This window comes from Roseicella aerolata (genome assembly GCF_020523605.1).
GTDB classification, from domain to species: domain Bacteria; phylum Pseudomonadota; class Alphaproteobacteria; order Acetobacterales; family Acetobacteraceae; genus Paracraurococcus; species Paracraurococcus aerolatus.
The window spans coordinates 1-12,070 of sequence record NZ_JAJAQI010000077.1 but is presented as its reverse complement, the minus strand read 5'-3'; the positions used below and the strand labels follow the sequence as shown (position 1 = coordinate 12,070).

At 66.9% G+C, this 12,070-nt stretch carries 12 protein-coding genes; 3 read left to right on the top strand and 9 right to left on the bottom strand.

What is annotated here, in order from left to right:
- Positions 1–276: 276 nt before the first annotated feature.
- From LHA35_RS26545 to LHA35_RS26510, 8 genes are all read right to left on the bottom strand, one after another.
- Positions 277–1,911 carry a CTP synthase gene (locus LHA35_RS26545; protein ID WP_226614070.1) on the bottom strand — a complete coding sequence of 545 codons (1,635 nt, stop codon included), beginning with the start codon at positions 1,909–1,911 and terminating at the stop codon, positions 277–279.
- A 254-nt stretch (positions 1,912–2,165) separates the two neighbouring features.
- A complete protein-coding gene (gene secG / locus LHA35_RS26540) occupies positions 2,166–2,480 on the bottom strand; it encodes a preprotein translocase subunit SecG (RefSeq protein WP_226614068.1) in 315 nt (104 codons plus the stop codon).
- Positions 2,481–2,519: 39 nt separating this feature from the next.
- Positions 2,520–3,578 (bottom strand): apurinic/apyrimidinic endonuclease family protein, encoded by a 1,059-nt coding sequence (locus tag LHA35_RS26535; RefSeq protein ID WP_226614067.1) that lies wholly within the window; start codon positions 3,576–3,578, stop codon positions 2,520–2,522.
- Between the two features lie 166 nt (positions 3,579–3,744).
- On the bottom strand, positions 3,745–5,442 hold the full coding sequence (locus tag LHA35_RS26530) for an AIPR family protein (RefSeq protein ID WP_226614066.1): 1,698 nt from the start codon (positions 5,440–5,442) through the stop codon (positions 3,745–3,747).
- A 191-nt stretch (positions 5,443–5,633) separates the two neighbouring features.
- Positions 5,634–6,047 carry a Rieske (2Fe-2S) protein gene (locus tag LHA35_RS26525; RefSeq protein ID WP_226614065.1) on the bottom strand — a complete coding sequence of 138 codons (414 nt, stop codon included), beginning with the start codon at positions 6,045–6,047 and terminating at the stop codon, positions 5,634–5,636.
- A gap of 88 nt (positions 6,048–6,135) precedes the next feature.
- Positions 6,136–7,248 carry an amidohydrolase family protein gene (locus LHA35_RS26520; RefSeq protein WP_226614064.1) on the bottom strand — a complete coding sequence of 371 codons (1,113 nt, stop codon included), beginning with the start codon at positions 7,246–7,248 and terminating at the stop codon, positions 6,136–6,138.
- On the bottom strand, positions 7,245–8,309 hold the full coding sequence (locus LHA35_RS26515) for an amidohydrolase family protein (protein ID WP_226614063.1): 1,065 nt from the start codon (positions 8,307–8,309) through the stop codon (positions 7,245–7,247). Before LHA35_RS26515 ends, LHA35_RS26520 begins: the two co-directional genes overlap by 4 nt.
- 473 nt (positions 8,310–8,782) lie before the next feature.
- A complete protein-coding gene (locus LHA35_RS26510) occupies positions 8,783–9,388 on the bottom strand; it encodes a winged helix-turn-helix transcriptional regulator (RefSeq protein WP_338051001.1) in 606 nt (201 codons plus the stop codon).
- Positions 9,389–9,548: 160 nt separating this feature from the next.
- Here LHA35_RS26510 and LHA35_RS26505 point away from each other — a divergent pair, with 160 nt between their 5' ends.
- The 3 genes from LHA35_RS26505 to LHA35_RS26495 are packed head-to-tail and all read left to right on the top strand — an operon-like array spanning position 9,549 to position 10,923.
- Positions 9,549–9,971 (top strand): VOC family protein, encoded by a 423-nt coding sequence (locus tag LHA35_RS26505; RefSeq protein WP_226614060.1) that lies wholly within the window; start codon positions 9,549–9,551, stop codon positions 9,969–9,971.
- A gap of 4 nt (positions 9,972–9,975) precedes the next feature.
- The gene (locus LHA35_RS26500; protein ID WP_226614059.1) at positions 9,976–10,443 is read left to right on the top strand and encodes a VOC family protein; all 468 of its coding nucleotides are present in this window, start codon (positions 9,976–9,978) and stop codon (positions 10,441–10,443) included.
- A gap of 57 nt (positions 10,444–10,500) precedes the next feature.
- The gene (locus tag LHA35_RS26495) at positions 10,501–10,923 is read left to right on the top strand and encodes a YciI family protein (protein WP_226614058.1); all 423 of its coding nucleotides are present in this window, start codon (positions 10,501–10,503) and stop codon (positions 10,921–10,923) included.
- A gap of 40 nt (positions 10,924–10,963) precedes the next feature.
- Here the strand turns inward: LHA35_RS26495 and LHA35_RS26490 are convergent, their stop codons facing one another.
- Positions 10,964–12,064: an NAD(P)-dependent oxidoreductase gene (locus LHA35_RS26490; protein WP_226614072.1), complete on the bottom strand. Its 1,101-nt coding sequence runs from the start codon at positions 12,062–12,064 to the stop codon at positions 10,964–10,966.
- Positions 12,065–12,070 lie beyond the last annotated feature (6 nt).

Genomic DNA, 12,070 nt, shown 5'->3' with positions numbered 1-12,070 from the left:
AGGCCTGCCCACGACGCCACGCCATCGAAGCCTCCAGCCCAAGCTGGACACCTACGAATCACACCACCTCGCGCCGCAGCCAATCACAAGCCGATTCCAGCCAGGGCTACTCGGGTCTAGCGGGTGGCCACCGGGATGGCCGACCCGCCGGCGATGAGGACCGGCGCGCCCCTCAACCTGGCAGCGCCGGTTGCTGTTTGGCCCGCCACCGGCACGACCGACCCGCCGGGCGTGAAAACCGGGCGCGGCCTTGAACCTGGCGGCGCCGCCTTCTGTTCAGACCAGCCTCGCCTGCCGCACCGCCGCGCCGATGAAGCCGCGGAACAGCGGGTGCGGGTCGAAGGGCTTGCTGCGCAGTTCCGGATGGAACTGCACGCCGATGAACCACGGGTGGTCCGGATACTCGACGATCTCCGGCAGCGCCCCGTCCGGCGACATGCCGGAGAAGCGGAGCCCCGCCTCCTCCAGCTGGTCGCGGTAGTTGACGTTCACCTCGTAGCGGTGGCGGTGGCGCTCGGTGATCTCCCGCGCGCCGCCATAGACCTGCTGCACCAGGGAGCCATCGGTCAGCCGCGCGACATAGGAGCCGAGGCGCATGGTGCCGCCGAGGTCGCCCTGGGCGCTGCGGCGCTCCAGCGCATTGCCGCGCAGCCATTCGGTCATCAGGCCGACCACGGGGTGCTCGCAGGGGCCGAATTCGGTCGAGGAGGCGCCCTTGAGGCCGACCAGGCTGCGGGCCGCCTCGATCACCGCCATCTGCATGCCGAAGCAGATGCCGAAGAAGGGGATCCTGCGCTCCCGCGCGAAGCGCACCGCCTCCAGCTTGCCGGCGCTGCCGCGCTCCCCGAAGCCGCCGGGGACCAGGATGCCGCTCGCGCCCTCCAGCCGCGCCACGGCGGCCTCGTCGCGCTCGAAGACCTCGGAATCGACCCAGTCCAGCTTCACCCGCACATTATGGGCGATGCCGCCATGGGTCAGCGCCTCGGCCAGCGACTTATAGCTGTCCAGCAGGTTGGTGTACTTGCCGACGACGGCGATGGTGACCTCGCCCTCCGGCGACTTCACGGCATGGACGATCTTCTCCCACCGGCGCATGTCCGGCTCGCCATAGGCCGAGAGGCCGAAATGCCGCAGCACCTCCTGGTCCATGCCCTCGGCATGGTATTGCAGGGGGACGTCGTAGATGGTGCTGGCATCCAGCGCCGGGATCACGCTTTCCGGCCGCACGTTGCAGAACAGCGCGATCTTGCGCCGCTCATTCTCCGGGATCGGCCGGTCGCAGCGGCAGAGCAGGACCTGCGGCTGGATGCCGAGGCCCAGCAATTCCTTCACGCTGTGCTGGGTCGGCTTGGTCTTCAGCTCGCCGGCCGAGGGGATGTAGGGCACCAGCGTGAGATGCACGAAGAGGCTGCGCTGCGGCCCCATCTCGTTCGCCAATTGCCGGATGGCTTCAAGGAAGGGCAGCGACTCGATGTCGCCGACCGTGCCGCCGATCTCGACCAGGACGAAGTCGTAGCCATCGGTCTCGGCCTGGACGACTTCCTTGATCTTGTCGGTGATGTGGGGAATGACCTGGACGGTGCCGCCCAGGTAGTCGCCGCGGCGCTCCGCCGCGATGACGTCGGAGTAGATGCGCCCCGTCGTCCAGTTGTCGGCCTTCGAGGCATGCACGCCGGTGAAGCGCTCATAGTGCCCGAGGTCGAGATCGGTCTCCGCCCCGTCATCGGTGACGAAGACCTCGCCGTGCTGATACGGGCTCATCGTGCCCGGATCGACGTTGAGATAGGGGTCCAGCTTCCGGAGCCGGACCTTGTAGCCGCGTGCCTGCAACAGCGCGCCAAGCGACGCCGCTGCGATGCCCTTTCCGAGGGAGGAGACCACGCCGCCGGTGATGAATACGAACCGCGCCATGGGCGCCCTCCATAACCTGTGGTGCGGCGCGCCGCTACCCGCGAGTTGATGTGCCGCCATGCGTGGCGGGGGGCTCTGCCCCCCTTGAACCCCCGCCGGGGGCCGAACCGGTCCCCGGCCCCCTGTGTGGGTTCAACGAAGAACGGGGTTCCCCCTACGGGGTCCCCCGTTCCGCGTGGCCTCAAGGGTTCGACGGGGTTGGAGGTACAGATCCAACCGGCCCTTTGCAGGGGGACAGCGTCCCCTGCTGCGCGTCAGTTGGTGGGGACGCTCGGCGCGGGCGCCGGCGCGGTCGGCGCCGGAGCCACGGGCGGTGCTTCCAGGATCGAGCGCGGCGCGGTGGTGCCGCGGCCGAGCAGCGCCAGCGCCAGGGAGAGCGCGAAGAAGGCGGTGCCCAGGACGGCGGTGGTGCGGGTCAGCAGGTTGGCCGTGCCGCGGCCGGTCATGAACCCGCCCATGCCCTGGGAGGAGCCGATGCCGAGCCCCCCGCCCTCACTGCGCTGGAGCAGCACCACCCCGATCAGGGCGAGCGTCACAAAAAGGTGAATGATCAGGAGGACGGTGGCCATGGGGCTGCTTTGGGGTCCGGTACGGCGTGACCGCGCCTTCTAGCGGCTGGCGGCGCCGGACGCCAGTTTCCGCGGCGCGGGGGCAGCGGCGGCGGCGCGGGTGGCCTCGGCCAGATCGTGGCTGGCCAGGTTCTTGGCCTTCGCCTCCACCTCCAGGTCGGTCCATGCCAGGTGGGCCACGGCCCAGTCATTGATGGCGCGGTTCCACAGGCGGTCGGAATGCTTGCGCATCTCCCGCGCCGGGAGGCCAGCGGCGAGCAGGGCCTGGAAGTCCGGCAGGGCATCGGGGTCGAGGCCGCCGGGCAGCAGGTCCTCCCGCGGGGCGGAGAGGTGGCCCATGGGGCGGGTGCCGCGCCAGCTCGCGCGGACCAGGGCGATGCGGGGGTCGTCGGGGGCGATGTGCTCGCCGCGGGTGAAGCACCAGTGGTGGTGCAGGTCGAGGGTGATGGGCAGGGTCTCGGCCAGCGGCAGGAGGTCGTCGAGGCCATAGGCGGCCTCGTCATTCTCCACCGTCAGCAGGGCGCGGGTGTCCTCGGCCAGCAGGGCGAAGCCGCGGCGGAAGCCCTCGATGCCCGGGGCGCGGGCGCCGCCATGGATGTTGATATGCGCCCCCCCGGGATGCCAGCCGCCGGCGAGGCCGAGCCAGCGCATGACCTCCGTATGGTAGTCGAGCTCGGCGACGCTGCTGGCGAGCGCGGCCGGGTTGTCGGTGGCGAGCAGGCAGTACTGGCCGGGATGCATGGAGAGGCGGAGGCCGGCATCCCGGGCGCGGACGCCGATGGCGGCGAGGCCCGGCTCGATGAGATCGCGCAGCGCCGGTTCGTCATAGCGCGGACGGGCGACGGGGTGGGTGTAGAGGGGCAGGACGCTGCTGATGATGCGCAGGCACCGTTCGAGCGGCGGGGCGCTGGCCGCTTCCTCCACCTGCGCGGCCAGGGCGGCGAGGTTGCCCTGGACGAGGCCGAGGAGCTTCTCCGTGGCCTGGGCTGGGGAGAGGCGGGAGAGCGCGGCGACGGTGGTGTCGCGGAGGTTCAGGGCGGTGGCCGGGCGGGGGTCGCCGGGCGGGGGAAGCCATTTGCAGCACCAGCCGATTCGCATGGGGGCGCGAACGCGGGGTGGTGGGGTGGGGTTTTCGACTCAATGGCCGAAAATGCTTATATTTCCCGTCATCGTCCCGCGTTCGGCACTACAAAGCTCACATCCAGCAGGCCTCCCAAGACATAATGCTTTCACAAATATTTTTTCGAATGCAATTGTCGATTGATTAGGACAATTCTTGACGGGCAATTCGCATCGCATCAACTGCCTTTGCGTCAGGGGCTATTGCTCCAACTTGATTGGCAACATCTTTACATTTAGAAAGGTTCTTGAAAAGATGCGCCAAATAAGAATCTCCGTAGCAATCAACAATGACCTCAGCGATTTTTATGACAACCTGTTGAGTAAGCACGTGCAGAGTGTCTGTGTGATCCAAAATTTTAAAATAAACTAAGCCGATATTAGCACAGATAAAATTGCGGAAAACTATGTGCGCCACCAATCTATTGCCATTTATGATGACGCTCTTCACTCTGGCATCTGATACGAAATAGCGCAGATCCTCTAGCGCTGAATCAATTTCGCGCAGAATTTGAACGAGATGCCAAAGCTTGAGACCCGAAAGGCCTGAGTTAAACATCAGCTTGTAAGGAGGGCGGGATAGGTCATCCCAAAGCTTGCTGATTTCACGCTTCGCCTGAACCGCTAAATCAGGTGAACTTGATGAGCAGGCAAGCGCAATCGTGGCGTCGACTAGACCAAACCTATTTTCGCCGTTTGGCTCGCCCTCCCCTTGCCGATACTCATAGTCTATTCCATCAATCAGCAATTCAGATCGGAGGCGGGCCTGTTCCTGGTCAAGCGCAACGAAATTTCTTGCATCAACCCGGTTCTGAGTATTAGTCGCGCGCGTAACCTCGTTTGCGAATTCTGGAGGGCATCCTTCAAGGGAAATAAGCCTTATGGGAACCCGAGCTGTGGCGAGTTCTTCGCCCGCCGTCTCTGCCAGACTAGTGATTGTGCCAACAGTCTGTGCTCCATTCACAATGGCAACGCCCTGACACTCAAAGGTACCCGCTTCTCTGCTATTCCCACCCACAGCACGCTTCTGAACGCGTGAGCACAATGCAGTAATTCCGTTGTTTAAATACCAAAAATGCGCCGGGGTTTTCCGGATTGAGTCAGCGATCCCTTCGTTGACCGCCGTATTTGAACCTAGAAATGATCTAATATTTTTTGAGAATATCTTATGCCTCCACCTTGCGCCCCATTGCGCCACATCACTGGCAGCCACCTGACCGTAAAAGGCTTGATAAGGCGCCTTAGTCTGCCCCCAATCAAATAGCTGAATCGCTATATCGACCGGTTCACCACGGCCTCCCATTGACACAATACTGTATAAATTTTCCTGCGAAACAACATCGAGAACAGCAACGTCGCCCGTATCATTAAGATCCGCCAAGAGATCTGAGAATACCCGCTTAACATGCTCACTAATTTTGTCGCTACCAGAGTAAACAATTATGAGATTTATTCTTACGCTGTTGTTAATGGCCTCTTCTATGACATCTTTGCGAGTCGTGATTTTGGAGTTAAATCTGTCAAGTTTCAAGCTGAGTATATCTCGCACACCGCGAGCAAATTTTTCTGCACCTCCAACATCTATGGATCCCAAGCCATCGTTTGACCACTTCGATTGGCAAAGATATAAGGTTTTGTCCTCAGCTGCATGGTAAACGGCGTCCAAACCGTTATCGTCATAGCCATCAGTTATGCTAGAAACTGCAATTTCAGGCGTAAGATCCGCAGCGTTGCATAGCGCAAATGCAGCAAGAGCTCTTGTTAGCCCTGCATTTTGTTTGTCATTTTCAGATTTTTCCTGGTAGTCTACCAAGTCAATCAACGGCACAAAATTCTTTTCCAAGTAAGATTTTACCTGTCGGAGTTGAACAACGCCCATACGTCTCGAACCTCAACGTGTTTGCGGCAAGCATGCAAGCGTTGATCATACTACGCCCCATTAAAGTTTGAGAATGGAAATTGGACAACCCCGGATGAGTATACAATTCAACTCTCAAGGGTCGGTGCGGGCTTAGCGTTTCAGTTCCAGGCCGCTCAAGCCTCCACCACCACATACTCATCCTCGACCCGCACCGGAAACGTCTCCGCCGTATAGGGCCCTTCCACCAGCGCCGCCCCGCTCTCCACATGCGCCGGGAATTGCCGCACCTGCACCCGCTTCGGGTCGAACCAGCTTTTCCCCGTGCGGATGTCGAATTCCCAGTAGTGCCAGGGGCAGCGGATCATCTCGCCGCGGCGGGCGTAGTGATACACGCCCGGCTCCTTGCTCTCGACATGGCCGCTGACCAGCCCGGCACAGAGGCTGCCGCCCTGGTGCGGGCAGCGGTCGCTCAGCGCGAAGAACTCGCCCGAAAGGTTGAAGACGACGATCCGCTTCCCCTCCGCCTCCACCAGTTTCCGCCCGCCCGGCGGAATCTCGGAGACGGGTCCCACGACAAGCTTGGCCACGCGCAGACTCACGGAAAAAGGGTGGAGGGGGTTGGGCGCAGTGCGCCCAACCAGGGGGAGGAGGTTCCCCTCCTCCCCCTGACGGGCCTCAAAGGCCGTACAGGGCCTTGGCGTTGCCCCCATAGATGCCCGCCCGCCTCTCCGCCGGGATCGTCCCCGGCAGGGCCTGGCGCGGGTCGTCGAAGTCCCAGTGCGGGTAGTCGGAGGCGAAGAGGATCCGGTCCCAGCCGATCCATTCGCAGATATCGACCAAATGCGCGCCGCGCTCCGGCTCCTCCATCGGCTGGGTGGAGACCCAGACATGCTGGCGGATCTGCTCGGACGGCAGGCGCGTCAGGTGCGGCACCTCGGATTTCAGCGTCTTCCAGTGGGTGTCGAGCCGCCAGGCGACGGAGGGCAGCCAGGCGAAGCCGCACTCGATCAGGATGACCTTCAGCGCCGGGAAGCGCTCGAACACGCCCTCCACCACCAGGGAGATCACCTGGTTCTGGCAGGAGGTGGCGTGCTCGCTCACCTCCTCGATGTAGAAGCTCGGCCAGCCGCCATTGGTCATGGCCCAGCCGGAATAGCCGAAGGCGTGGAAGGCAACGGGCAGGCCGGCCTCCGCCGCCGCCTCGTAGATCGGCCAGTAGCGCGGGTTGCCGCAGGGCTCGGCCGTGCGGCTCATCATCAGGACCTGGCAGAAATTCGGGTCGCCGGCGCGCTTGCGGATCTCGGCCGCGGAGGCCTGCGGGTCCTCATAGGGCACCACGATGCTGCCGCGCAGGCGGGGTTCCTTGCGCAGCCAGTGCTCCAGCTGCCACTCGTTCACCGCATGGGCCATGGCGGCGGAGAAGGCGCTGTTGCGGTCCCCCTGCCCGCTCGGCTGCAGGGGATTCAGCACGCCGACATCCACGCCGTAATTGTCCAGCAGCTGGAAGCGCAGGAAGTCGAGGTCCGAGGCCGGGGTGCCGCCATTGGGCGGCCAGGCGTCACGGCGGGAGGCGAGCGGCTGCGCCTTCGGGAAGGGCGGCTGGCCGGCCGTGAAGCCGTGCCGGGGACGCATCCCCCAGCTCTGCAGGTGCTGCCACCAGCGGTCGGACAGGAAGGGCCTGAACTCGGTGATCGATTTCGGCCGCGGATGGATATCTACATCAATCAGGCCGAGCGTCGCGGCCGGCGGCTTGCCGGGGACGGCAATGGGCTGGACGACGTTCATCATGCCAGGGCTCCTTCCCGGATCCGGTCATAGGTGGCGAGCGCGTTCTCGCGCAGCAACTTCAGCAGCAACGCATCAGGGATGCCCGGGGGCACCGCCGCATCCCCGTCGAATTGCCAGTGCGGCCAGTCCGAGGCCCAGAGCAGCATCCGGTCGGAGCGCAGATGGTCCAGCACCCGCGGCACCGCCTCGGCCGGGGCGTCGAAGGGCTGCACCGTCAGGCGCACCTGCTCCCGGATGATCTCGGCCGGCAGGCGGTCCACCCAGGGGATCTCGAAGCGCACCCCTTTCCAGACCTTCTGGAGGCGCCAGAGGAAGGCGGGCAGCCAGGTCACCCCCGACTCAAGCAGGACGACCTTGAGCTGCGGGAACTTCACCAGCGCCCCTTCGGTCAGCAGGCTGGCGAGGCAGCTTTGAAAACCCTGCTGGTTGGCCGCGTATTCCTCCAGGTACCAGGAGGTCCAGCCGACCGAGGTCTGCGGGTGGCGATAGGCGCTGCCGGCATGGATGCCGAGCGGCAAGCCGTGGCGCACGCAGGCCTCGTAGATCGGCCAGTACTGCCGCTTGCCCAGCGGGTCCTCCCCCAGCGCCAGCGCCAGCACCTGCACGAAGCGCCGGTCCGGCGCCAGCCGCTCGACCTCGGCGACCGCCGCCTCCACGCTCTGCATGGGCAGCACGATGGAGGCACGGAGCCGGTCGTCGCGGTCCAGCCACTCGGCCCGCGTCCAGTCGTTCAGCGCCCGGGTGAAGGCGACCGCCATGTCCTGGTTGAGGACAAGCTGCACGCCGTAGAGCGGGTTGAGGATGGCGGTTTCCACCCCGAACCGGTCCAGCACCTGCGCCCGCAGTTGCTCGACCGTCTCCGCCCCGCGGCCGTTCGGCCCGCGCCAGTCCGCCCGGATGGTCTTGGGCGAGCCCACCGGCCAGGACTGGCTGTCGAGCGTGGTGATCCCCCGCTCCACCACCTGGTCCGCCCAGAAGGCGTCCATATAGGGGGTCAGCGCCTTCATCCCCGGCACCATCGGATGGAGGTCGCAATCGATCGGGCGATACCCGCTGAACATGCCGTTTCCCGTCCCAGGCGGCCCTTTGGGCGGGGCCTCGCGGCCATATCACCCCTATCCGGCCCCGGCCGCAAGCCATGGCATGGTCGACCGACCATGAGAGGCGCCATGGAGGCTCCGGTGCCCCCAGCGCTTCGGTGCCGGAAGGCAAACCGGCGCCGCCCCCTCGCGCGGGCTGCGCGCATCGGATCGGCATCGCCGGACGCCGCGGGCAGGCCGTGGATGTCCACCAGCCGCCGGGCGGGCACGCGCGGGACCACCGGGCCACATGATGCACGCGCTGCGGCGCGCCGTCCTCTCTCGCTGGGCGGCGAAGGCCAGGCGGCGGAGGGCACGCCCGGCAAGGGGCCTGCGGCACGCAGCGTCGGCAAGGACATGCGGCGCGTCGCGGGCCGCGGCAATGTGCCGCCAGGCGGGGGCTCCGCCCCCCTACCCCCGCCGGAGGGTTCGGGTCCCCAGGACCCGGCCTGGCTCTACCCGCCCGCCTTCGGCGGCAGCGGGAACAGGCCGAGGAAACGTTCGGCCAGGGCGCGGTCGCCTTCGACGCGCAGCGCGCCTTCCGCCTCCAGCGCCGGGAGCGGCACGCCGCCATAGACCGCGGCGGCCATCACGGCCGGGCTGCCCGCAAAGACCACATCCGCCCCCGCGACCGGTCCCGCCTCCACCAGGATCTGCCCGCCGCCGAGCCGCGCGACGAACTCCTCCTCGCCCAGCCGGAAGCCAAGGCGCGCCCGCAGCCCCTCCGCCCGCGGCGCGTCGAACATGGTGCGCAGCGACAGCAGGAAGGATACCGCGCTGATCGGCAGGCGCGGGTCGTGCCGCGGGGACCGCGCCGCCCAGCGCCCCAGCGCCTGGAAGATCGGCTCGCTCTCCATCCCCCAGGGCGTCAGCGCATAGACCTGCACCCTCGCCGGCGGCGGCAGCACCCGGCGCTCCACCACCCCGATCGCCTCCAGCTCCTCCAGGCGCTGCGTCAGGATATTGGCGCTGATGCCGCACAGGCTCGCGCGCAGGTCCCCGAACCGGCGCGGCCCGAGCAGCAGTTCGCGCATCACCAGCAGCGCCCAGCGGTCGCCCACGAGGTCCAGGGCATGCGCCGCGCCGCAGGCGTCCTCGTAGCGGCGCGGCTGGCGGCGTGGTTGGGGCGCAATTTCGTGAGGTATATTTTCTGACATCTTAGTTGTTTTTCTTAACTAGATCGGTAAGCCTGTCAACCGCCACCAGGGAGAGGGACACCCGATGCCGAAGCTGATCTTCGTGAACCTGCCCGTCGCGGATCTGCCCCGCTCCATGGCCTTCTACGAGGCCGTGGGCGCGCGCAACGAGCCCAGCTTCACCGACGAGACCGCGGCCTGCATGGTCTTCTCCGACACCATCCACGTCATGCTGCTGACCCACGACAAATTCCGCCAGTTCACCCCGAAGCAGATCCCGGACGCAAAGCGGACCTGCCAGGTGCTGCTCTGCCTTTCCATGGACAGCGCGGCGGAGGTGGACGCCATCGTCGCGCGCGCGGCCGATGCCGGCGGCACCGCCGATCCCGGCCCGAAGCAGGACCACGGCTTCATGTATGGCCGCAGCTTCGAGGACCCGGACGGCCATGTCTGGGAGGTGATGTGGATGGATGTCGCGGCGGCCAGGGCCGCCATGGCGGAGGGCTGAGGCCATGGCGACGCTCGCCCCCTGCATCTGGATCCCCGAGCGGGCCGAGGAAGCCGCCGCCTTCTACCTCTCCGCCTTCCGCGCCGCCGGCCAGCCGGCCGAGCGCCGCGGCGAGATGCGCATGGGCGCCGAGGGCTCGCTCATCGCCGTGGTCATAGACCTCGCGGGGCAGGAGGTGATCCTGTTCAACCCGCCCGGCGAGGAACGGCCGAGCCCCGGCATCTCCCTCTTCCTCACCTGCCGCACACAGGCGGAGGTGGACGCCCTCTGGGACCGCCTGCTCGAGGGCGGCGCACCCATCTGCTGCGGCTGGCTGAAGGACCGCTACGGCGTCTCCTGGCAGGTCGTGCCCGGCCCGCTCGGCGACATGATGCAGGCGGCCGATGCCGCGCAGGCCGGGCGGCTGATGCAGGCGATCCAGGGCATGGTGAAGCTGGACCTGCCCGCCCTGCAACGGGCCTTCGAAGGCTAGAGCCGCTCCGACACCAGCGGGGCCGCGCGGCCCCACCCTTCTACGGGAGACGAGACGATGCGCGTGATGGTTCTGGTGAAGGCGACGAAGGACAGCGAGGCGGGCACCCTGCCCTCGACCGAGCTGCTGGAGGCCATGGGCCGGTTCAACGAGGACCTCGCCAAGGCCGGCATCCTCCTCGCCGGCGAGGGGCTGAAGCCCTCCTCGCAGGGCAAGCGCGTGGCCTTCGACGGCCCTGGACGCACCGTCATTGACGGCCCTTTCCCCGCGACCGGCGAGCTGGTCGCCGGCTTCTGGCTCTGGCAGGTGAAGGACATGGCCGAAGCAGTCGCGTGGGTGAAGCGCTGCCCGAACCCGATGCCCGGCCCGAGCGAGGTGGAGATCCGGCCGCTCTTCGAGATGGTCGATTTCGGCGAGGCCATGACGCCGGAACTCGCCGCGCAGGAGGCCGAACTGCGCCAGCAGTCTTCCGGCGGCTGATCGCCCGGTCCTGCGCCCCTGCCGCTGGCCGGCGGCCCCCCTATGCAGGCGGGAGGGCGATGCCCAGGCGGGCGAGCCGCGTCGCCGCGGCGGCATTCACCGCATGCTCCGGCAGCCTTGCCTCCGCCAGCGCCGTCACCTGCCTGACCGTGTCGAAGGCCTGGTGCTCGATCGCCTGCGGCGTCAGGCCGCCGATATGCGGCGTCGCCACCACCTTCGGGTGCTTGGCCAGGTCCGGGCTCGGCATCTGGTCCGGCGCCCGGCCGACATCCATGGCGGCGCCGCCGATCTGCCCGCTCTCCAGCGCCGCCAGCAGCGCCGCCTCCTCCACCAGGTTGCCGCGGGAGGGGTTGAGGAACAGCGCGCCGCGCTTCATGCGGGCGAAGGCGGCGGCATCCAGCAGGTTCTCCGTCTCCGCCGTCGCCACCGCCAGGCAGACGACCACGTCGCTCTCGGCCAGCAGCCGCTCCAGCGGGACATGGACGAGGCGCGCATCCTCCGGCGCCGCATGGGGGTCCGCCACCAGCACCCGCATGCCAAGCGCAAGGCCGAGCGGCGCGAGGTACCGCCCGATGGCGCCGTAGCCGATGATGCCGAGGGTGCTGCCCGCCAATTGCCGCCCCATCCGCGCCGGCGGCACCTCGCCGCGATGATAGGCCGCGGCCGCCTCGCTGACCCCGCGCGCCAGGTCCACCATCTGCCCGAGCACGAGTTCCGCGACCGAGGGGATGAAGCCCGGCGTCGCGCGCGTCACCAGGATGCCCGCCTCGCTGGCCGCTGCCACATCCACGTTGCGGATATCCACCGCGCAGCGCAGGAAGGCGACGAGGTCGGGCGCATGGCGGAAGGTCTCCGCCTCCCCCGGCGATTGCCGGTAGCTGACGATGGCCTCGCAGCCCGCCGCCGCCTCGGCCAGTTCCCGCCCCGCGAGGTGCCGGCCCGTGTCGTTCAGCCGCACCTCCGCCACCTGCCGCAGCGCCGCCAGCGCCCGCTCCCCGTAGTAATTCGCCAGCGCATCGGGGGTATGGGAGCTATGGCCGAAACTGGGTGATGGCGGGCTGAGAGAGGCGGCGTATCGAGGCGGGTGACGAGCCTGCCAGGACCTCCCGAAGGAGCGATACGCCATGACGAGCGATACCACGGTGGT

Coding starts and splice junctions, on each gene's coding strand:
- LHA35_RS26545 (WP_226614070.1), bottom strand. CDS start 1,911: ATGGCGCGGTTCGTATTCATCACCGGCGGCGTGGTCTCCTCCCTCGGA.
- secG (WP_226614068.1), bottom strand. CDS start 2,480: ATGGCCACCGTCCTCCTGATCATTCACCTTTTTGTGACGCTCGCCCTG.
- LHA35_RS26535 (WP_226614067.1), bottom strand. CDS start 3,578: ATGCGAATCGGCTGGTGCTGCAAATGGCTTCCCCCGCCCGGCGACCCC.
- LHA35_RS26520 (WP_226614064.1), bottom strand. CDS start 7,248: ATGATGAACGTCGTCCAGCCCATTGCCGTCCCCGGCAAGCCGCCGGCC.
- LHA35_RS26515 (WP_226614063.1), bottom strand. CDS start 8,309: ATGTTCAGCGGGTATCGCCCGATCGATTGCGACCTCCATCCGATGGTG.
- LHA35_RS26505 (WP_226614060.1), top strand. CDS start 9,549: ATGCCGAAGCTGATCTTCGTGAACCTGCCCGTCGCGGATCTGCCCCGC.
- LHA35_RS26500 (WP_226614059.1), top strand. CDS start 9,976: ATGGCGACGCTCGCCCCCTGCATCTGGATCCCCGAGCGGGCCGAGGAA.
- LHA35_RS26495 (WP_226614058.1), top strand. CDS start 10,501: ATGCGCGTGATGGTTCTGGTGAAGGCGACGAAGGACAGCGAGGCGGGC.